Annotated in this window: 16 protein-coding genes; 10 read left to right on the top strand and 6 right to left on the bottom strand. The window is 70.0% G+C overall.

The window, feature by feature from the left end:
- Window positions 1–67: 67 nt before the first annotated feature.
- Both POL25_RS19595 and POL25_RS19590 read right to left on the bottom strand, forming a co-directional pair.
- A complete protein-coding gene (locus tag POL25_RS19595; protein WP_272087629.1) occupies window positions 68–1,498 on the bottom strand; it encodes a YncE family protein in 1,431 nt (476 codons plus the stop codon).
- A gap of 358 nt (window positions 1,499–1,856) precedes the next feature.
- Complete coding sequence (locus POL25_RS19590; RefSeq protein ID WP_272087628.1) at window positions 1,857–2,822, bottom strand: helix-turn-helix transcriptional regulator; 966 nt, start codon at window positions 2,820–2,822, stop codon at window positions 1,857–1,859.
- Between the two features lie 62 nt (window positions 2,823–2,884).
- Between POL25_RS19590 and POL25_RS19585 the strand changes: the two genes are divergently transcribed.
- Window positions 2,885–3,430, top strand: a complete 546-nt coding sequence (locus tag POL25_RS19585; RefSeq protein ID WP_272087627.1) for a dihydrofolate reductase family protein — start codon at window positions 2,885–2,887, stop codon at window positions 3,428–3,430.
- A gap of 240 nt (window positions 3,431–3,670) precedes the next feature.
- The gene (locus tag POL25_RS19580) at window positions 3,671–3,895 is read left to right on the top strand and encodes a hypothetical protein (protein WP_272087626.1); all 225 of its coding nucleotides are present in this window, start codon (window positions 3,671–3,673) and stop codon (window positions 3,893–3,895) included.
- A gap of 14 nt (window positions 3,896–3,909) precedes the next feature.
- On the opposite strand, the gene POL25_RS19575 is transcribed toward POL25_RS19580, so the two are convergent.
- Window positions 3,910–5,445, bottom strand: coding sequence for a hypothetical protein (locus POL25_RS19575; RefSeq protein ID WP_272087625.1), 1,536 nt, complete (start codon window positions 5,443–5,445; stop codon window positions 3,910–3,912).
- Window positions 5,446–5,780: 335 nt separating this feature from the next.
- Here POL25_RS19575 and POL25_RS19570 point away from each other — a divergent pair, with 335 nt between their 5' ends.
- The 6 genes from POL25_RS19570 to POL25_RS19550 all read left to right on the top strand — a co-directional run bounded on the left by POL25_RS19570 (window position 5,781) and on the right by POL25_RS19550 (window position 13,437).
- On the top strand, window positions 5,781–7,541 hold the full coding sequence (locus tag POL25_RS19570) for a DUF1592 domain-containing protein (protein ID WP_272087624.1): 1,761 nt from the start codon (window positions 5,781–5,783) through the stop codon (window positions 7,539–7,541).
- Window positions 7,538–8,881 (top strand): DUF1552 domain-containing protein, encoded by a 1,344-nt coding sequence (locus POL25_RS19565; RefSeq protein ID WP_272087623.1) that lies wholly within the window; start codon window positions 7,538–7,540, stop codon window positions 8,879–8,881. The genes POL25_RS19570 and POL25_RS19565 overlap by 4 nt, the downstream gene beginning before the upstream one ends.
- 676 nt (window positions 8,882–9,557) lie before the next feature.
- Complete coding sequence (locus POL25_RS44420) at window positions 9,558–10,526, top strand: tyrosine-type recombinase/integrase (RefSeq protein ID WP_272087622.1); 969 nt, start codon at window positions 9,558–9,560, stop codon at window positions 10,524–10,526.
- A 3-nt stretch (window positions 10,527–10,529) separates the two neighbouring features.
- A complete protein-coding gene (locus tag POL25_RS44935; protein WP_373372108.1) occupies window positions 10,530–10,766 on the top strand; it encodes a transposase in 237 nt (78 codons plus the stop codon).
- Window positions 10,767–11,017: 251 nt separating this feature from the next.
- Window positions 11,018–12,088, top strand: coding sequence for a sensor histidine kinase (locus tag POL25_RS19555; RefSeq protein ID WP_272087621.1), 1,071 nt, complete (start codon window positions 11,018–11,020; stop codon window positions 12,086–12,088).
- 860 nt (window positions 12,089–12,948) lie between these two features.
- Window positions 12,949–13,437 carry an OB-fold protein gene (locus POL25_RS19550; protein ID WP_272087620.1) on the top strand — a complete coding sequence of 163 codons (489 nt, stop codon included), beginning with the start codon at window positions 12,949–12,951 and terminating at the stop codon, window positions 13,435–13,437.
- 80 nt (window positions 13,438–13,517) lie between these two features.
- On the opposite strand, the gene POL25_RS19545 is transcribed toward POL25_RS19550, so the two are convergent.
- Complete coding sequence (locus POL25_RS19545) at window positions 13,518–16,055, bottom strand: protein kinase domain-containing protein (protein WP_272087619.1); 2,538 nt, start codon at window positions 16,053–16,055, stop codon at window positions 13,518–13,520.
- Here POL25_RS19545 and POL25_RS19540 point away from each other — a divergent pair.
- Window positions 16,006–17,148: a hypothetical protein gene (locus POL25_RS19540; RefSeq protein WP_272087618.1), complete on the top strand. Its 1,143-nt coding sequence runs from the start codon at window positions 16,006–16,008 to the stop codon at window positions 17,146–17,148. The two genes, POL25_RS19545 and POL25_RS19540, sit on opposite strands and share 50 nt — an antisense overlap.
- Window positions 17,149–17,301: 153 nt before the next feature.
- On the opposite strand, the gene POL25_RS19535 is transcribed toward POL25_RS19540, so the two are convergent.
- The gene (locus tag POL25_RS19535; RefSeq protein ID WP_272087617.1) at window positions 17,302–17,556 is read right to left on the bottom strand and encodes a hypothetical protein; all 255 of its coding nucleotides are present in this window, start codon (window positions 17,554–17,556) and stop codon (window positions 17,302–17,304) included.
- On the opposite strand from POL25_RS19535, the gene POL25_RS19530 reads away from it, so the two are divergent.
- Entirely contained in the window at window positions 17,522–18,913 is a 1,392-nt protein-coding gene (locus tag POL25_RS19530) for a hypothetical protein (RefSeq protein ID WP_272087616.1), read from the top strand. The genes POL25_RS19535 and POL25_RS19530 overlap by 35 nt on opposite strands.
- A gap of 4 nt (window positions 18,914–18,917) precedes the next feature.
- Here POL25_RS19530 and POL25_RS19525 read toward each other — a convergent pair whose 3' ends face one another.
- Window positions 18,918–20,000: a hypothetical protein gene (locus tag POL25_RS19525; protein ID WP_272087615.1), complete on the bottom strand. Its 1,083-nt coding sequence runs from the start codon at window positions 19,998–20,000 to the stop codon at window positions 18,918–18,920.
- Between the last annotated feature and the right edge of the window lie 74 nt (window positions 20,001–20,074).

The following is a 20,074-nucleotide window of genomic DNA, read 5'->3' as shown; positions in this document are numbered from 1 at the left end:
CCGCTGGCTCCTCGACGATCGTCCGGCGCGGCCATCCCGGCCGGGAGCATACCCCCGGCCGCGGCCCTCAGGGCTCGCAGGCGACCGGCTGCGGCTTCACGGCCACCACGTTGGTGTTGGCGCTGATCCCGAAGTCGATCAGCCCCGTCACCGTCTGCGTGGCGAGGTCGATCTCGTAGACCCCGTCGTTGCCGGGGATGTCGCCGGTCGGCACGTACGCGCGCGCGTCATCGAGGCTAATCTCGACGTCGCGCGGGTCGGCGCCGGCCGGCAGCGCCAGGCTCGTGCTCGTCAACGAGGCGGTGTCGATGAAGTGCACGGTCGCGTCGTCCTCGCACGCGACCACCACCAGCGCCCCGTCCGACGTGATGTCGATGCCCCACGGGTCGTTGCCGACCGACACCGTCCCCTGCACCTCGAGCGTGGCGACGTCGAGCACGTGCACGACATCGAGCCCGCGGTCGGTCACGTAGAGGGTCGAGCCGGACGGGTCGATGCGCAGGTCCCACAGCGAATCGCCGAGCGGCTTGCTGGCCATCGTCTCCGTGACCGGGTCGAAGCGGATCAGGTTGCTCTCGTACCAGTCGACCAGGTGGACGGCGCCGGTGCACGGATCGAGCGCCCCCTTGCCGCCCTCCATCCCGGCCGGCACGGCGATCGCTCCGATCACCGAGTAGCTGGCCGTGTCGATCAACACCAGCGCGTCGCTGTCGCGCGAGCTGACGTACGCGCGCGAGCCGTCCTGGTTGAAGAGCACGTCGACCGCATACTCGCCCACCCCGGTCAGGCTGATCTGCTGCGACAGCAGGCCGGTCGCGGTGTCGAGCACCTTGACGCCGTCGCCGACCGCGCCGACGACCCACACCTCCGCGCCGTCGGGCTTGATGGTCGCGTCGTACGGATAGCTGGCGTGCGGCAGCAGGCTGACCGGCGCGCCGACGACCTGCTTGGTCTGCGGGTCGAAGATCACCAGCGAGTTGTTGCCCGACATCCCCGCGTAGCCGAAGCCCTCCTCGACCGGCCCGCCCGTCTCGCCCTCGGTCGTCGAGCTCTCGCCGGTGTCGGTGCTCGTCGTCGTCGTCGTCGTCGTCGTCTCGCCGGTCGTCGTCGTCGTCTCGCCCGTCGTCGTCGTCGTCTCGCCCGTCGTCGTCGTCTCGCCCGTCGTCGTCGTCTCACTCGTCGTCGTCGTCTCGCTCGTCGTCGTCGACTCGCTCGTCGTCGTCTCCCCGGTCGTCGTCGTCGTCGTCTCGCTCGTCGACTCGGTCGCCGACACCTGCCCCGTGGTCGGATCGGTGGTGCCCGTCGTCGTCGTGCCGGTCATCCCGGTCGTGGTCGTGCCGGGTTCGGTCGGCGTGACATCCTGGGTGGTCGCCTCGACCCCGGTCGTCGAGCCGGTCGTCGTCGAGGAGGCACTGTCGCTGTCGGTGACGACGACCGTATCGTCGCCGCAGGCCGCCGCGAGGGCGACCGAGAGGATGAGATTTCGCTGAATGCGCATGGACTACCTTTGAGGCCGCGAGCATAGGTCGCCCGCGCGAGCGATGGCGAGGCATCCCGCGCTCGCGCGACGCGCGACAACCTTCGCAAACCCACCTCGGGGAGCCGACCAGGACGACCCGCGAGGGCCCTGCGCAGCCGGCGTAGATGCCACCCGGACCGCGGCGAAGCGACCGGGCAACGCATGGGGGCGCGTGCCGTCGCTCCACGCCCCCATGCCTCATCGACGAAATCGATCGCATGAACTGGAAGCGGGCGCATCCCGCGAACGAACCTTCGGACATGTCCTGAAGGTCCTGTCTTCGAAGCATTGTACTTTAAGGCATGTCCTCGATGACATGTCCCAAGAGCAACCCCATTCACGGGCCAGCGTTCCGGCGCGCCATCTCGAGCCCGACGGCATGCAGCCGCTGTCGCAGCCCCGCCGGCTCGATCACCTCCACCCCGCCGCCGAGGCCGCTCAGCTGATCGGCCGCCACCTCCTCGCCCTCGAGCATCAGCTCGAGCTCGATCCACCCCTGCGCGTCGGCCGGGCCCGCCTCGGCCAGCAGGCGGCGCACCACCTCATGCGGCACCACCCGCGGCAGCGCTCGCTGGGCGGCCGGCGACAGGCGGAGGCGGCAGCGATACACCAGCAGCGACAGATCGAAGGCCGCCGACGACGCCGCCCACCAGGCCGCCAGGTCGAACTGCTGCGGCCGCGCGAACGTCTCGGCCAGCACCTCCGCGTGATCGATCCGCCCCACCCGGTACGTGCGCACCTCGCCGCGCGCGCGCGCCACCAGGTACCAGATGCCGGCCTTGAGCACGAGCCCGAGCGGCTCGACGCGGCGGCTGCCCGGGCGTCCGCCGTGGCGCAGCTCGAGCGCGCGGCTCTCCCACACCGCGGTCGCGACCATCGGCAGCGCGGGCAGCGGCTCCGGCCGCGAGAACCACGCCGGCGCGTCGAGCAGGAAGCGCTCGCGGATCCGTCCCGCCCGATCGCGCAGCTCTGCCGGCAGCGTGGCGTCGACCTTGGCCCGCGCCGACAGGGCCACCGCGCCGAGCCCGAGATCGGTGACCGCCTGCGGCGCGCCCGACAGGAACAGCACGCTCGCCTCCTCCGCCGTCAGCCCGTCGAGCCGCGTGCGCCAGCCCTCGACCAGGCGCACGCCCCCGTGCGGCCCCGGCTCGGTCCACAGCGGAAAGCCCGCGGCCACCAGCGCCGCGACGTCGCGGTAGAGCGTGCGCACCGACACCTCGAGCTCCGCCGCCAGCTCGGCCGCGGTGGCCCGTTGACGCCGCTGCAGCACCAGCAAGAGGGCCAGGAGTCGGCTCGAGCGCACGCCTGCATCTTGCCGGAAAATCACTGACAGGTCCTGTCAGGGTTCGCGGTCATGCTCGCCGCATGACACGAACCCAGTACTACGTGGCGGCCAGCCTCGACGGCTTCATCGCCGACGCCGACGGCCGCCTGCAATGGCTGTTTCAGTTCAACGACGTCGAGGGCCTCGACGCCCACTACAAGGCCTTCCTCGCCGGCGTCGGCGCGCTGGCGATGGGCGCCGCGACCTACGAGTTCATCCTCGCCGAGGGCTTCGAGGTCTGGCCGTACGCCGGCATGCCGACCTGGGTGTTCACCCACCGCGCGCTGCCGACCGTGCCGGGCGCCGACATCCGCTTCACCGCCGACGACCTCGCCGCGGTCCACCCCAACATGGTCCGCGCCGCCGCGGGCAAGCACGTCTGGCTGGTCGGCGGCGGCCACCTGGCGGCCCAGTTCGCCCGCCACGGCCTGATCGACGAGATCGTGCTCAGCGTGATCCCGGTGGTCCTCGGCGCCGGCGCCCCGCTGCTGCCCGCCGCCCTGCCGGGCCCGCTCGAGCTCACCGCCGTGACCCGCTTCCCGCGCGGGCTGATCGAGCTGCGTTACACCGTCCCGCCCAAGTCATGAGCGTCGGCGGCTCGAGTCGCACGGCGACCTCGTGATCTCGAGCCCCACCGCGTGACGCAGTCGAGCACGGGCGCTCCTTATGCTCACCCAAGATGCTGTCTCTAAGGACATGTCCTCATAGACAGCTAACAGCCACACCACGCGCCATTTCACACCTGTCCCGAAAGCCATCTCGCGCCCGCGGCGCCCGCGTGGAACTGCACGTTGCCCGGCTGCAGGCGCCCCGCTATCGTCCTCGCCGTGGCGCACGAGCCGAGCCGACCGAGTCCAGCCCCCTCCGCCGAGCTGCTGCGGCTGGCCGAGGAAGGCGCGCACAACCTCCAGCGCGCCGATCAAGACCAGCAGGCCGTGGCCGAGCGTCACCTCCGCGTCGCTCTCGGCGCCCACTACGGCAGCGACCGCAAGCGCGGGAACTACCTCCCCATCGTCGCCGGCGGCGGCCTGATATCGACCAGGTCGAGCTGACGCGTCCGGTCTGATCAGCGGCGCAGCCGCACGACCAGGAAGTCCGTCTCGCCCCGGCCGACCAGCGGCCCCGCGCCGAGGTCGATGTCGACCCCCGCCGACACGCCGAGCAGCACCGCCGCATCGCCCGACGGCGTCGAGTAGGCGCGCGCGAACTGATCGGTCGTCCACTCCCAGGTCGTCTCCTGGCCGACCCGCGCGCGCATCGTGAACGCCTCTTCGGTGAAGGCGGTCATCAGCAGCGCATCGGCCGCGTCGAACGTGAGGTCGATGATGTCGTCGTCGCCCATGGTGCCGACGTGCTGCGACGCCTGCACCGCCCCGGCCGGATCGAGCTGCGCCAGCACGGCGTCGTAGAGGGTCCCGTGGGCGTCGGGGATCTGCTCCGGGAACACGTTGGTGTACTTGTCCGCGCCGATCTCGATCTCCTCGAGGAAGATGCCCCCGAGCGTGATCCCGCCGGCCGAGTCGGCCGCGATCGCGGTCCCGTACTGCAGGCCCCAGTCGCCGACCTGCTGGCTCCACACGTGCTCGCCGGCCGCGCTGTACTTGGCGACCAGCATGTCGTCCTGGAAGTCCGTCGACAGCGTGCCGCCGCCGAGGTCGACCTTGCCCTGGAACGCGCCCACCACCACGACCTCGCCCGCCGGCGCGAACGCCAGCGCCCGCCCGCGCGCCGTGGCGTCGCCCGTGCTGCCGAATTGCCGCGCCCACTGCAGCTCGCCCGCGGCGTCGTACGTGACGACGAAGCCGTCGTACAGCTCGGGCGCCATGACCGGCCCGCCGCCGAAATCGGCGCCGTGGCGGAGATCGCCGGTGACCGCGAGCGTGCCCGCCCCGTCGCACGCCATCGCGGAGAACGTCACGTGCCCGTCGTCATTCACCGCCGGCACCGCGCGGCTCCAGCGGTGCTGGCCCTCGGCGTCGAACGACGCGAGGAACGCCCCGCCGATCGGCCCGCCGCCGAGATCGAGCGACTCCCCCTCGGCCCAGCCGTGGATCGCTACGCCGCCGCCGCACGCGACCAGGCCGTACACGCTCTGGTCCCCGGGTCCGGTGAAGTGACGCACCCACTGCGGCTCGCCCGCGCTCGACAGCTTGATCAGCAGGATGTCGGACAGCTCGCCGGGCGTCACCGTGACCTCGCCGATCAGCAGCGGCGACGACCCCTCGAGCACGCGCAGCTCGATCCCGACGTAGATCGCCCCGGCGGCGTCGGTGGCGATCCCCGTGATGCGCTCGTCCTGTAGACCGCCGCAGCGCAGGTACCAGTCCACAGGCCCGTCGGCCGGTCCCGCCAGCCGCTCACAGCCGACCGGCTCGCCCGGCTCACCCGTCGTGCCCGCCTCGGTGGTCGTCTCGTCGACCGTGGTCGTGCCCGGCGTCGTGGTCGTCGGCGCCTCCGTGCTCGGCTCGCCCGTCGTCGATGTGGTCGACGTCGAGGTCGGCTCCCCCTCGCTGCCGCTCTCGCTGTCGGACGGTTCGCCGGGCCCGCAGGCGGCCAGCAGCGACGTGAAGAGGACCAGGGGCGCGCGAAGCGTGGAAGTCATGAGAATGGCGCGAGGGTAACAAAGTCTCCGCGGCAGGCGACGATCGCAATCGCGCCCGACATCCCATGCCATGTCTCTTCGGACATGTTCTTTCAGCCGGCGCATCGACTTCGCCATCAACCTGTCCCAAGGGACATCCCCCTCGCGGCCTCGCGCCCGCAGGTCGCTCCACCGCGTGTGCGGACCGCAGACCCCTGCCTCGCGCGCTCCAGCGCCTCCGTGCGCGCGGGCTTGCGACGCTCGTGATTTCTGCCCGCGTTGACGGCCGCGTGCGCTCGGCGCTACGTTGCCGGAGCGTCCGCCCTCGCTCCGCGATCGCGCGCGCCCGGAGGTCCATGAGACGCGGCGACTCCTACGTATTCGGCGCTCTGCTCGCGGCGCTGCTCGGCGCCTCGGCCTGTTATCAGGGCGTCAGCGCCAACGCCGACGGCAGCGCCGGCACCACCACGCTCGCCACCACCGGCGACCTCACCGGCGACCCCGCCCCGACCACCAGCGACAGCGACAGCGACGGCGACGCGCCCGACGCCCCGCAGGCCGTCCCCGGCCCGACCCTGCGGCGCCTCACCGCCGCCGAGTTCACCCACGCCGTGCAGGATCTGCTCGGCCCCGTCAGCATCGGCGCCGTCGAGGCCGACTCGTCGCAGGACGGCTTCTTCGCCGTCGGGGCCGCGCGCGTCGCCCTCTCGCCGGCCGGCGTCGCCAAGTACGAGCAGGCGATCGGCGACGCCACCGCCCAGGCCTTCAGCGACCCCGCGCGCGTCGCCCAGATCTTGCGCTGCGTCCCGACCCAGCTCGACGACGTGCCGTGCATGCGCGACGCCCTCGCCACCTTCGGCCGCCGCGCCTGGCGACGCCCGCTCACCAGCGTCGAGCTCGATCGCTACCTCGGCATCGCCGCCGCGATCGGCGGCGAGACCGGCGACGTCGTCGTCGGCCTGCGCCACGCCGTGTGGGCCCTGCTGCAGGCCCCGCATTTCCTCTACCGCGTCGAGCTCGGCCTGCCCTCGCCCGACGACGGCGGCCGGCTCAAGTTCACCGCCTGGGAGATGGCCTCGCGCCTGGCCTTCACCCTGTGGAACACCGTGCCCGACGAGGCCCTGCTCGACGCCGCCGAGGCCGACCTGCTCGCCGACAGCGCCGGCGTCCACGCCCAGGCCGTGCGCATGCTCGCCGACCCGCGCGCGCGACAGGGCGTGCACAACTTCATCACCGAGCTCTACGGCCTCTGGGCCCTCGGCGAGAAGGTCAAAGACGACACCCTCTTCCCCGAGTGGACCCCGACCCTCAAGGCCGTCATGCGCGACGAGCTGCTCGCCCGCGTCGAGGACGTCGTGTTCGATCAACCGGCCGATTTCTTCAGCCTCTACGACGGGCAAAAAGTGTTCGTCAACAACGAGCTGGCCAAGATCTACGGCCTCGACGAGGTCCAGCCCGACGGCTTCCGCGCCGCCATGCTCCCGCCCGATAGCCCGCGCCGCGGCCTCATCGGCAGCGCCCTCGTGCTCGCCATGAACTCGCTGCCGGCCCGCACCTCCGCCACCGAGCGCGGCCAGTTCATCGCCGAGTCGCTGCTGTGCCGCACCGTCCCGCCGCCGCCCCCCACCGTCGACACCAACCTCGACGACGGCGAGATGCAGGACCCCGGCCCCAAGACCTTGCGCGAGAAGCTCGAGCCCCACCGCGCCGACCCGGCCTGCTCCGGCTGTCACAACATCACCGACCCGCTCGGCCTCGCGCTCGAGCACTTCGACACCGTCGGCCGCTGGCGCCCCACCGATCAGGGCCTCACCATCGACGCCAGCGGCGAGCTCGACGGCCAGTACTTCGCCGACGGCAGCGAGCTCGCGCTGCTCCTGCGCGAGCACCCGGTCGTCGCCAACTGCCTCGTGCGCAAGCTCTACACCTACGCCGGCGGCCGCCTGCCGCTGCCGCGCGAGACCGACACCGTCGCCGAGATCGAGGACGAGCTGGCCCTGTCCGGCAACCGCTTCGACCGCTTGCTCGTCGCCCTCGTCACCCACGATGATTTCCGCTTCGCCCACCCTGCGGGCACCGTCGTCGCCGGCGACGACAGCGAAGGAGACAAGCCATGAGCCGCCCCATCCCGCGCCGCACCGTCCTCCGGGGCATGCTCGCCGGCGTCGCCGTGGCCGTGCCGCTGCCCCGCCTCGCCGCCATGCTCGACGGCAACGGCACCGCTTACGCCGACGCCACCCCGCTGCTGCCGCGCTACCTGACCTGGTTCTTCGGCAACGGCGCCGACCCGACCCAATGGGTCCCGGCCGCTGTCGGCCAGGGCGCCGCGTGGAGCCTCAGCCCCTCGCTCATGCCGCTCGCCGAGTTCAAGCCGTGGCTGTCGGTGCTGTCCGGCTACGACGTCAAGATCCCCGCGCTCTACGCCCACAAGTCCGCCCCTGCCGCCGTGCTCACCGGCGCCCAGGCGGCCATGAACGGCGACGTCACCGCGCCCTCGATCGACCAGCGGATCGCCGCCCTGATCAACAAGGACACCGCCTTCCCCAGCGGCCTCCACGTCGGCATCAGCAACGTCACCGGCGCCGGCGCGCTCGACTTCAACATCTCCTTCAACGGCCCCAACGCCCCCAACCCGCCCAACTACAGCCCCGCCCACCTGTTCGCCACCCTGCTCTCGCTCTCCGGCGCCCAGGAGCCCGACCCTTCGCTGTTCCGCCGCAAGAGCCTGCTCGACGCCGTCGCCGAGGAGACCCGGGCGCTGCAGCACCAACTCGGCGCCGAGGACCGGCTCCGCCTCGACCGCCACCTCGACGGCATCGCCGAGCTGCAGACCCAGATCGACGCCACCATCACCTCCGCCGACTGCGGCACCCCGATCGACCCCGACGTCGCCTACCCCGATCGCGGCGAGGACGGCTCGATCTCCCTCGACCGCTGCCGCGCCTTCGCCGACCTGCTCGCCTTCGCCTTCTCGTGCGAGCTGACCCGCGTGGCCTCCTTCGTGTTCTCGTGCGCCGCCTGCCACGCCCCCTACACCGAGGCCGGCCTCGGCAGCGTCACCTTCCACGAGGACTTCGGCCACCGCCTCAGCCCCATGGGCATCGACTACGCCACCGGCGGCTTCCACACCGGCGTCGCCTACGCCATGTCCGGCCTCGCCGAGCTGCTGAAGCGCCTCCGCGACACCCCCGACGCCACCGGCAACCTGCTCGACAACACCGCCGTCTACACCACCTCGTGCGTCGGCCAGCCGTGGGACCACCGCATGGACGACTTCCCGCTGCTGGTCGTCGGCAAGGCCGGCGGCCTGCTGCGCGGCGACATCCACCACCGCGCCGCCGGCGACAACGCCAGCAAGGTCCCGTTCACCCTGCTCAAGCTGTTCGGCAGCCCCGACCCCTCGTTCGGCGCCGACGAAGGCCTCGTCAGCCAGACGATCCCCGAGCTGCTGGCGTGAGACGTAGGCTGTCCTTCGGGACAGATCGATGGATAGTGCCGGCACGGTGTGCCGCGGGTCTCATCGGAATACGTGTCCTTCGGGACAGGCTCTCCCGCTGGGCCTCGTCACGCCCGCGGTGGAATCATCGCACCTATCACATCACCAATGTGATACGCTTGTCCTGAAACCGCCCTTCGCGGCCGTGCACAGGACATTGTGCACTTTCGGACAGGTCTTAAGTCGCTCTAGCTTGGCTCGAATTTGTCTCGAAAACTAGGGGTAGGAAGGTAGGGGTTCATGATCACTGCTGCGTTCGTGCGCGAGTGCAAGCCTCGCGCGACGATGTACGAAGTCACCTGCGAAGCGCTCCCGGGCTTCATCTTGCGGGTTCTGCCTACGGGGAAGAAAGTCGCGCTGGTTCGATACCGCTTGGACGGCAAGGACCACCGGGAGAAAGATCGGACTGCTCGGGTCCGCACTGTCCATTGACGAGGCGCGGCGGCGTGCCGCTGTCCTGCTCACTAACGCGGCCGTCAGCGCGAGCGCCGATGAACAATCCGGCCAGCAAGCCGCGGACAAGGCCGCTCGACTGGAACAGCCGGAATCGCGGCCATCCCAGATCACGACGGTCCGCGAGCTGGTGGAGCGCTTCATCCGTGACTACGTCGACGTGCACCTTAAGCCTGGTTCAGCGGTGAACTACAAGGAACACCTCGAGACGGTGATCCTGCCGACGATCGGAGATCGCGACTTCCGCACCGTGAAGAAGGCCGAGATCGCGGCGCTGCACGCCAAGCTCAAGAAAGTGCGGGGCCCTTCCGTCGCGAACTACGTCCTGTGCGTGATCGGTAGTCTCTACACGCGCATCATCGAAGACTGGGAGCTCGCCGAGCTGCGGAACCCGGCGCACAAGGTCAAGCGCTTCGCCATTCCGGAGCGCGAGCGCTTCCTGACCCCCGAGGAGCGCCAGCGCGTGCACGCGGTGATCCTCGTCGGGCTCAAGATCCCCGCCGGACGCAAGGGGCACGTCAAGCTCGTGAGCGTCTGGGCGATCGACCTGCTCGCGCTCACTGGCCGACGTCGCGACGAGATCCTGACGCTCACGTGGGCCATGGTCGACTTCCAACACTCGCTCCTGAACATCCCCGACACCAAGACGGGACAGCTCAAGGTGCCCGTGTCTGCCCGCGTGCTCGCGCTCCTGAAGCACATTCACGACCAGGCGGGCAACCCGAGCACGGGGTACGTGCTGCGTACCCCGAACGGCAAGCGCCTCCGGGGCATCAATCGCACGTGGGAGAACATCCGCGCCGCCGCCGGGATCCCCGATGTCCGGCTGCACGACCTCCGGCACTCCTTCGCCAGCGACGCGATCATGAGCGGCGCATCGCTCAGCACGGTCGGCAAGTTGCTGGGCCACAAGCAGGAGCGAACCACGAAGCGCTACACGCACCTCGCGGATGACTACCTCCGTCAGGCGCTCGAGACGGCCACGGACCGGATCGTGGAGGCGGTGCAGCCGATCGTCGCGCTCCCGCCGGCGCCGTTCGAGCCGATGCGCGACGCGCAGTGGAAGGCGATCGAGGCGATGGTCGAGAGCACGCGCGGCCGCTGCGGCGGCCCCCGGATCGACCTCCGCCGCACGGTGGACGCGGTCCGCTGAGTCCTGCACACCGGCGCGAAGTGGAGCGAGATCCCCGCGGAGTATGGCGCCTCGACCACGTGCTGGCGCTGGTATGAGCGCTGGTGCAGCGATGGCACGTGGCAGCAGATCGCCGCGGCCCTGGATCTCCCGCCGGCCGAGATCGGGCGCGAGCCGGGCCACCGGCCCCCGCGGGCCAAGTCGCACCGCAACGCGACGCCGATCGACGTCACGGCGGTCGAGGCGGCAGCCCCGGTCTAGCCGTTCGTGTATCCGCCGCGCTCCTGTGACTACGTGTCGGGGGGGGGCGCGGCCCCGGAGGGCCGTGCACGAGCGTCGTGCACGCCACCGTCGCGCGTCCAGGACGAAGGCAATCTGGGCGGGCGGCCGCTCGGTGCCGCGGCAAAGCCGCATAGGGCCGCGCCGGACAAGCGCAAAACAAACGCACGCGGCGGCCACAGAAAGCTTCGGAACACCCAGGCACCGAATGCTTGGGGCAATACTCCCAAAATATGCTGCACGAGTTCATCGTCACCCACCGAGAGGAGATCCTCGAGCGCTCGTGCTTGAAGATCGCCGCGCGCTCAGTTCCGATTCCCACGATGGCCGAGATGGGGAACGGACTGCCCTTTTTCCTGGACCAACTCGTCACGATCTTGCGCACCGAGAAGGGCGAGCGCGCGGCGGGTCACCACGACGTCATCGCCAGCGCGGCCGTCCATGGGCGGGAACTGCTACAAATGGGACTGACCGTCGGCCAAGTCGTCCACGACTATGGCAGCATCTGCCAGAGCGTCACGGAGTTGGCGGATGAGCGTGGTGTCGCCATCACCGCCGAAGAGTTCCAGACGTTCAACCGCTGCCTCGACGACGCCATCGCGCAGGCCGTGACCGAGTACGAGCACCAGCGCGACTCGACCAGCGGTCCCAGTGTGGAGCACCTTGGATTCCTGGCGCACGAGATGCGCAACCTGCTCACCACCGCGATGCTGACGTTCGAAGCTCTCATGCACGGCCGCGTCGGGATCCAGGGGAGCACCGGCACCTTGCTCGGACGCAGCCTGCGACGAATGCGAAATCTCATCGATCGCACGCTCGCCGAGGTTCGCCTTGGTGCCGGAATCGGGACGACGGAGCGCGTGCGCGTCGCAGAATTGATCGAGGAGATCGAGGTCGTCGCCACGATCGAGGCCAAGGAACACGACATCAAGCTCTCGGTCGATCCCGGCGCATGCGACGTCGTGGTCGAGGCCGACCACCAGATCCTCGCTTCTGTCGTCGCTAACCTGGTTCAGAACGCGTTCAAGTTCACCCGCCCCCACGGTCACATCACGGTCTGCGCCCGTGCGACGGACGAACGGGTGCTGATCGACGTCCAGGACGAGTGCGGCGGACTGCCGCCGGGGGCCGTCGAGGACATGTTCCGACCGTTCGAAAAGCGATCCGCCAACAAGGCCGGGCTGGGGCTCGGACTCGCTATCAGTCTGAAGGGCGTTCAGGCATGCGGCGGCGCAATCCATGTGCGCGACGTGCCCGGCACGGGGTGCGTGTTCACGGTTGATCTACCGCGCGCGCCAGCCTGACCGCGACCCTCGCCTTACGGCCACGGATCGGATCGTCCGGTGTGTAGGACCCAGCGGACCGCGTCGTGGCAGCAGATCGCGGCGGCCCTGGAGCTCTCGACGGGCGAGCTAGGGCGCGAGCCGAGTCACCGGCCGCCGCGGGCCAAGTCAAGACGCGCTCTTGAGCACTCACTCGAGCGGGAGGCGGACACGCCAAAAAACTCTGCCCCGTCGCGCTGAGCAACAGCTCCGTGTCGCTGCACGTCGAGTAACAGCTTCGCCCCAACGTCCAGGACAAACTCGCCCCGCCGACCCCGTGCTCGCGCCGAGCAACACCTGACGCGGCGAGCAGTACTCGGCGCCAAACAAAAGAGCGGGGCCTTCCGCGGAAGACCTCGCTCTCCTGGTGGCTGCGCCTGCTACTTTGATGGAGGGTTGTTGCCTCTGCCCCCACCCGAGGGGTTCCCCGTGGTGCTCGGCCAATTGCCGCCGCCCTTGGTCCCGCTACCGCCACCGCCCTTGGTCCCGCTACCGCCACCGCCCTTGGTCCCGCTACCGCCACCGCCCTTGCTGCCGCCGCCTTTGCTCATGTTGTGTCCTTTCGCCGGGTTGAGCCGCGACCGTAAGGCTGGATCCGTGAGCCCGCAAGTGGGCGTCGGAACACGGCGAGCCGCGAGGCCGAGCTGAGAAACAGCCACGCACGCAAAGCCTGCGCGCCAGCAACATCTGCGTGCCGAGCAACACCGCCAGCGTCGCCGGCCACGTCGGCCCCGCCTCAGTGCGCCTTCGGCCAACGGCGTTCATTGAAGCATCGGCGCCCGAGAACGGCGTAATGCACGAGATGGTGGCGGCATTACTGGCAGCCGTGTTAGTGGCGTGACATGGCAAATCAAGAAAAGAAGCGCGGCATCGGCTTCTACCTTCTCGTTGGCGTCGGCGCGCTGTTCGTAATTTCGATCATCAGCAGGGACAAGAACACCTCGCCGACGACTTCGACGTCCGCAGCGTCCGCCGCAAGACCTTCTTCAGCCCCTGAGCCTCCTAAAGCGCCGCAGATCGATGCGCGCGTCACAGCTCGCGAACTGTTCGAGGCGTACGAAAAGAACGAAATCGCGGCCGACAACCGTTTCAAGGACAAGCTCCTGGAAGTGAGCGGGAAGGTCGACAACGTCGGGAAGGACCTTCTCGACACCCCGTACGTGGCCCTGTCGACCGGCGGGAAGTTTGACATCTTGGGTGTTCAGGCCTTTTTCGACGATGCGTCCTTGCCCAAATTGGCCAATCTCTCGAAGGGACAAGACGTTACCGTGGCCTGCCGCTGCGACGGCAAGTTCGGCAATGTGATGTTGAAGGAATGCACGCTCAAGTAGGCTAACACTCGGCGCTCTACCCCAAGACCTCTTCCTCTGCGGCGCCTGCGACCGCTACGTCAAGACAACGTCCTGGGCGCTCACTCGAGCGGGAGGCGGACACGCACGCGCCCGGCGATCTCGCTCACCGGGAAGCGCACACGCTCGAGTGCATCGCGGGCGCAGGCGTGCCAGGGGTAGCGCGGATCATCGGGAGCCGGCGCGCGGGCGTTGAGCGTGACCACGGCGCCCTTGCCCCGAACGACGTCGAGGTCGGCCGTAATGGCGCCGGGAACATCCTTGCAAACGCGCAGCGCTTGCAGGGCGCCTTGTGCTGCGGTGGTGGCTTCTGCCGTCGTCACCGCGCCACGCGGCGACGGCTGTGTGCGGCGCTGCGGCGGTGTTCGCTTGCCGGTCGTGTCGGTCGTCTGGGCTGGTTTCGGCAACGTCCCCTCGTGCGACGACTTCATCGGCGCGACCTCGGCGGTCGCTGGCTTGGCCGGCCCGTCGCCGGTCGAAGTGCGCGGCTTCTCTTCCGTGCTGGGCGGCAGCATCGCCAGCGGCGTCGCCAGCCCCGCCTCTGCCACATCGCCCGGTGCGGTCACGCGTCCCACGACGACGCCAACCGCGATCGCAAACATCAGCGCGAGGAGCCCCCACATGCCGCCGCGCTGGGCGATGCGAGTCACGCCCGACGTGCCGATCGGTAGGTCGACGGGCGGCGCTTCTGCAGCGGCGGTGGCCGCTTGCGAAGGTGTTGGCCCTTCGACCGCGGCAGCGCTCACAACGGGTGTGCTCTCCGGCGTCGCGCTCGAAACGGTCGGCCCGATCGGGACGATCGGCGCGGCCGCTGCGGCTTCCTGCTCGGCCTCGGCTTCCTCGCGCTTGACGGCTTCAAGCTCCTCCTCTTCCGCCGCGAGCGCTTCCTCCACGGCGCGCAGCGCGGGCCGGCCGCTCGGGCTCGGGTTCACCATGGCGATGAGCAAAGACTCGAGGCCGGGCGGGCACTCGGGACACACCTTGCGCGCCGGTACGGGCTCGCTGCCGCCGGGCGGGAACGGGCGCAAGCCCGTGAGCAGGCGATACAGCAACAGGCCCAGCGCGAACACGTCGCTCGCCACGGTGAACGCCCCACCGCTGCGAACCTCCGGCGCCGCGTAGTCCATGTTTCGGAGCGGCTTTTCGCTCTTGGGCTCCACGCGCGCCTCCGGCGGCGTCGCCCACCGCTCCGTCAGGTGGGCGTAGAACGCGGGTGACACCTGCGCGTGGTCGAAGTCGAAGATCCACGCCTGCGGCTTTTCTCCGCGTGCTATCAAGACGTTTCCCGGGTGCAGGTCGCGATACACGACGTCGACCCCATGCACGGCCATGAGTGCGCTCGCTAGCTGGCGGCCGACCGCGATTACCTCGTCGGGGCGCAGGTGCTTGTCGGGCCCCGCGACGTCCGTCGCCGGCGAGCCGGGGCACAGCTCCGTGATCGTGAACGCCTCTCGGCCCTCGATCCCGTAGTGGTGGATCTGCGGGATGTTCGGGTGCCGCAGCGCGGACAGGATCTTCGCCGCGCGGTGAAAGCGAATCGCGTCGTCCTCGCTCGGCTTCGCGTCGCGCAGCACCTTGAGCGCGACCTCGCGTGACAGCCAACGATCGGAGGCGCGGAAAGCCACCGCGCTCGCGCCGACGCCGAGGACCTCCAATCGGTCGAAGCTTCCGCCGAACAGGTGTTCTCGGCGCGGCGTCTTCGGGTGCGCGGCGAGGATCGCCTCGAGTCCGCGGCGGAGGTGATCGGCGGACGGTAGCCGATGACTCACCTCGGGCTCGAGCGCCGAGCAGAGAAGTCGCGAAAGGTCTTCTGGCGCCTCGCCGCTGGGGTTCACCTCGTGGATCGGCCGGAGCCCCGCCAGCTTCGGCAGGAGCTGTGTGCAGAGCTGGTAGAGCGTGGCGCCGAGCAGGTACACGTCCAGGAGCGGATTTGCGTCGCAGAGCCCCGCCTCCGGCGGCAGGTAGTCGGGAGTGCCGATCGCCCGACCGAGCTGGGTCTTGTGGCGGATCACGGGCGGGGTAAAGCGCGCGTCCTGGGCCTCGTGGAACGGAACCCCGACGCTCGCCAGGCCGAGGTCGATCAGCTTCGCCGCGCTGCGATCGGCATCTCTCGTCAGGATGATGTTGTCGGGCTTGACGTCGCGGTGGATCACGCCGACGCGATGCAAGGCGTGCAACGCGTCGGCGATCTGAATGCCGATCTCGGCCACTTCACGCCACGGGAGCGGGCCGAGAGCGAGGCGCTGTGACGAGGTCTCGCCGTCGAGGTGCTCGAGCGCGATGTAGGGCTGTTCGTCGGCCGTGTGACCGAACGCGATCGCGCGCACGATGTTCTCGTGCCGAATGTTGCTCAGGATCTCCGCCTCGACCGCAAACCGGCGGTGCGCCTCCGGGCTGCACGCGCGCAGGAGCTTGATCGCTACGTAGCACTTGCGCGTGAGATCCTTGGCCAGGAACACGTGGGCCATGCCGCCCTTCGCCAGCCGCCGGACGATCTTGTAGCGCCCGTCGAGCAGCTCGCCGATGAAATCGGCGCCGACTTCCTTGTAGATGGGCCACGTCGGCCTGGGCCCGGAGCGTGGGGTGAGGGGGCTGTCCATCGTCGCCAAGAGTGCCACAGCCCCAGGCGAGAAAGACCGCCTAAATGCCTTTCCTGCCATTTTCAGGCCCGTTTCGTCCCACACCCGACCGCGCTTCACCCCCTCGTTCCGCCGCGATCCTCCCCCTTTCAACCCACGCCGGGAGCACGTTCGGCCGGCGTGGTGGTACAACGAACCCATGCCCGCGCGCGCCGCCTTGCTCTCCCTCGTCCTTGCGGGGCCCACCCTGGCGGCGCCGCCGCTGTCGCCCACGGCCAGCAACGCCGAGATCAACGACGAGATCACGGCGGCCGACCCGACGATCACCACCGACAACCTCGCGCCGCTCGAGCGGCTCATCACCGCTGCCGAGTTGGTGGAGTCGAGACTCGCGGACACGTCCGACGTCAAGGACCTCGGCGATCTGCTCACGCTCGCCGTGACCGCCCGCCGCGTCGCGTACCAGCGCACGAACGACGCTGCGCACCTGTGCCAACTACTCGCCACCGCGGAGCGGGTCCTCGCGCGCACGGACACCCCGCCGCCCGAGGCGACGGACTTCCGCGACGAAGCGCGCGCCGGCCTCGCCTCGCACGCTGAAGCGGCCGCACGCGGTGACGCGCGCTTCGTCGCGCCCCCTTGCGTGCAGCCGACATCCGAGCCGAAGCCCGGCCCCGTGGCGGAACCCGAGCAGGCGCGCGAACCTTCGCCCGCGATGACAGCGCCGACGACGGGCCGCACGCCTCCGCGCGCCAACGGCCTGACGATCGCCGGCGGGGTCCTGCTTGGCACGGCCGCCCTCGCCGCCCTCGCCATCATCCCCGTGCAGGTCCGCCGCGCCGGGGCGTTCAATGACCTCGAGACGTTGATCGCCGAGATTGAACAGGCGGGCCATCGGACCCCGGAGCAGGCGCAGCGCATGAGCGACCTCGGATCCGTGGGGACGTGGACGCGGGGCGCCAAGATCGGCCTCGCAATCTCGGCGGCGGTGCTCGGGGCTGTGGGCGTCGGCATGGTCGCCCGCGGCAAGCTGCGCCCGACGACGGACCGGGCCCGCGTTGCGCCCTACGGGGGGCCCCAGGGCGCCGGCCTTTCGATTTTCGGGCGCTTCTAGGGTCTACTCCCTTGGGAGAAATGAAACGTCGTCAACGCGCCTGACGTGGCGCCTCGACTTCGCGCGCGGACCCGCGCGTGGTACCCTCGCAACGATGGTCCGCCGCAGCCTCCTGTCCGCCGTCATCCTCGCTGCCTGCGCGGGAGACTTCGATCAGCTCCTGCAGCAAGGGGGGGCGTACCCGATCAGCGACGGGACCAGCGGATCGACCGCCGACGATCCGAGCCCGGCGAGCACGACGGCCAGCACCGCAGACGCGAGCGCGACGATCGGTGAGGCGACGTCGGTGAGCGCGTCGGCGACCGACGGCGGGACAGAGAGCGACGGCGCGACCGGCACCACCACCGACGACGGAAAGGCCCTGCCGGTCAACGTGGAGGTGTTCCTGACGCCGACGTCGGTGGACAAGGTCGGCGAGGTGCAGGTCGCGGTGTGGACGTCGCGCCCGGTGGCGGCGATCGACGTGTTCGACGGCGACGTGCCCCTCGCGCTCGGCGCGACGCCGGGGGATCCGGTCTGCGTGTTCGAGGTGACGTCGGACAACGTCCCCGGCGACGGCACGCACACGATCCGCGCTGTCGCGCATGCCGCCGACGGCGTGAGCGGGCAAGCCGAGAAGGACTTGACGATCGACGTCGCGCCCGGCGGCACCGACGTCTGGCCGCCCTACGTGCAGGCCGGGCCGATCAACGGCTTCACGAGCGCGACGCTACTCGACGACGCGGCGATCGCCGCCGCGGGCTTCTATGAGACCCAACAGGGGCTCGAGGCGATCGCGGTCAAGATCGACGGCGCCACGGGCAAGCTCGAGGCGGGGCCGGTCGCGCTCGGTAAGGTCGCGCTCGCGTCCGCGGGGAGCGGACCGGCGATCGCTGCCAGCGACGACGGCGCGGTGTTCGTCGCGTCCACGCAACTCGGGCCGACGTGGGCGGTGTCCAAGGTGTGGCTCGACGATCCGTTGTCGTTCGAGTGGAAGGCGACGGGCGACCCCAAGACTAAAGCGCTCGCGGTCACGGTCGCGGGTCCCTTCGTGATCGTCGTCGGCGGGATCGAGATATCGCCGGGCACGCATGACCTCCGGGTCTGGTGGCTGGCCGCGGAGGACGGAGCGCTGCTCCACGAGGCGCCCTTCGCCGCATCTCTCGCCGATGACCCTCCGAACGACCTGGACGAGATCGGCCGCGGCGTGGCCATCGTCGACGATGAAGTCATCGTCGTTGGCGAGCGCCTGATCAAGGGCGGAGACACGAAGATCTATCGGCGTGCGGTCGTGCTGCGGTACTCGCTCGCGGGAGAGCCCCTCGACGAGTGGACCTCGCCCGGCGAGCTACTGACGGAGGACGGCGCGATGGGGGTCACGCCGCTCCGGGGGGGCGGGTTCGTGACCGTTGGCTGGGGCCGCAACAAGGGCACGATCCGTCAGGTGCTCACGCGCTGGTTCTCGGCCGCGGGCGAGGCCGGACCCGTGCGAGTCGAGCCCACGCCAGGAAGCGACGCGATTGGTTACGCGATCGGCGAGGATCGCGAGGGCAAGATCATCATCGCCGGCTCGCGCAAGCAGCCGGCCACCGACATGGACGCGTGGATCTTCGCCATCCCTGGCCCGCTCGGCGCGCACGTCTGGGACGTCGTCCGCGATGGGCCGGGCCACGGACCTGACGACGCCCCGGGGCTGGCCATCGGTCCGTGGGGTCATGTTTCGATCGCGGGAAGCGAGTTCGCGGAGCTGCAGCCGCGAGCGTTCGCGCTGCGGCTCTACCCGTAGACGCTCACTGCGGCACGAATACGTCGCACTGCGCCTTGATCTTCGCCGCCGCGTCGGCGAAGTACCCATCGTAGCTGTCGACGCACATCGACCCGAACACCGAATGCGGGAGGAGCTGCGTCCACGTGCGAAGCCTGTGCTCGCCGCCAGGTTCGTAGCCACAGAGGCTGTCCGGATCGTCGATATCGTTAGCGATCACGAGGAGCACCACCGCGTCCGCGTCGCCTCCCTTGGCCCCGACCAGCGCGTCGGCCCAGTCCTTGGGCGTGCCCTCGCTTAGCTCGTCCCACACGTCATCGATGGCGACGACCACGAGGAGCGCGTCCTCGCGGAGAAAGCCCGCGTTGCAACCGGCCGGGGCGTTGATCTCGTCCTTCAGTGCGCTGACGGCGGCCTCAGCGACCACCCCGGCGCCGCTGGTGCCGACCGACCCGACGCAAGTGAAGGCGCCGGTCAAATCGGGCTGACCGGCGGTGATGTAGCGGTGGCCGCCAGCGAGGTCGCACCGCTCGTTGCTCGCGTCCCACCCGGCAGAGAACGTGATCCCTGCGCCTTTCACCGTGTCGCAGGGCTCAAGTACCGCCCCGCATGGGTAGTCCTCCGGCCCTGTCGGGCAGGTGTCGACGCAGTCGGCCTCGCAGCCCGGGATCCCCCACGGAGGGCCATACTGGCGCGGCACGAGGATGTGATAGTCGAAGCCGGCGAACGCAGTCTCGAGCGTATCGACGAAGCCGGGAAAGCTCGCCTTGAGCGCCTCTTGCTGGTTCTCCATCGTCCATGAGGAGCTGATCGAGAACACCAGATCGACCTTGCCCATGCAGCCCGGCGGCGGCTTGTCGCCGCCGTCCGGCGGCGTACCGCCGTCGGGGATGCCGGAGCCCGCCGAGCTGGTGGAGCTGTTCGACGCCGCGGCCGAGTCCTCCGCCGAGCTGGTGGACGTCGACGTCGACGTCGACGTCGACGCGTCACCGCTCGAGCTTGTGCCCTGCGGCGCGGTCGTGATGCTCGAGCCGAATCCTGGCCCTGGCCCTTCGCCGTTGTTGCAGGCGGCGAGAGCGGCGAGAGCGGCGAGCGCGAGACGGCGCATGATGTCCAGGCTAGCGCGTACGGCGGGCGATGTCACCCGCCGGGGGTAAAGCTCCGCGGCAACCTGCACGGCGC

The sequence above is a fragment of the Nannocystis bainbridge genome, from assembly GCF_028368995.1.
GTDB classification, from domain to species: Bacteria; Myxococcota_A; Polyangia; order Nannocystales; family Nannocystaceae; genus Nannocystis; species Nannocystis bainbridge.
Note: the sequence above shows the minus strand (reverse complement) of the source record. Positions and strands in the feature narration are given on the sequence as shown.

Bases quoted from the DNA above. Each gene is read 5' to 3' on its own strand.
- POL25_RS19575 (WP_272087625.1), bottom strand. From the start codon at position 5,445: ATGACTTCCACGCTTCGCGCGCCCCTGGTCCTCTTCACGTCGCTGCTG.
- POL25_RS19595 (WP_272087629.1), bottom strand. From the start codon at position 1,498: ATGCGCATTCAGCGAAATCTCATCCTCTCGGTCGCCCTCGCGGCGGCC.
- POL25_RS19555 (WP_272087621.1), top strand. From the start codon at position 11,018: ATGCTGCACGAGTTCATCGTCACCCACCGAGAGGAGATCCTCGAGCGC.
- POL25_RS19545 (WP_272087619.1), bottom strand. From the start codon at position 16,055: ATGGACAGCCCCCTCACCCCACGCTCCGGGCCCAGGCCGACGTGGCCC.
- POL25_RS19585 (WP_272087627.1), top strand. From the start codon at position 2,885: ATGACACGAACCCAGTACTACGTGGCGGCCAGCCTCGACGGCTTCATC.
- POL25_RS19525 (WP_272087615.1), bottom strand. From the start codon at position 20,000: ATGCGCCGTCTCGCGCTCGCCGCTCTCGCCGCTCTCGCCGCCTGCAAC.
- POL25_RS19570 (WP_272087624.1), top strand. From the start codon at position 5,781: ATGAGACGCGGCGACTCCTACGTATTCGGCGCTCTGCTCGCGGCGCTG.
- POL25_RS19550 (WP_272087620.1), top strand. From the start codon at position 12,949: ATGGCAAATCAAGAAAAGAAGCGCGGCATCGGCTTCTACCTTCTCGTT.
- POL25_RS19540 (WP_272087618.1), top strand. From the start codon at position 16,006: ATGGGCCACGTCGGCCTGGGCCCGGAGCGTGGGGTGAGGGGGCTGTCC.
- POL25_RS19565 (WP_272087623.1), top strand. From the start codon at position 7,538: ATGAGCCGCCCCATCCCGCGCCGCACCGTCCTCCGGGGCATGCTCGCC.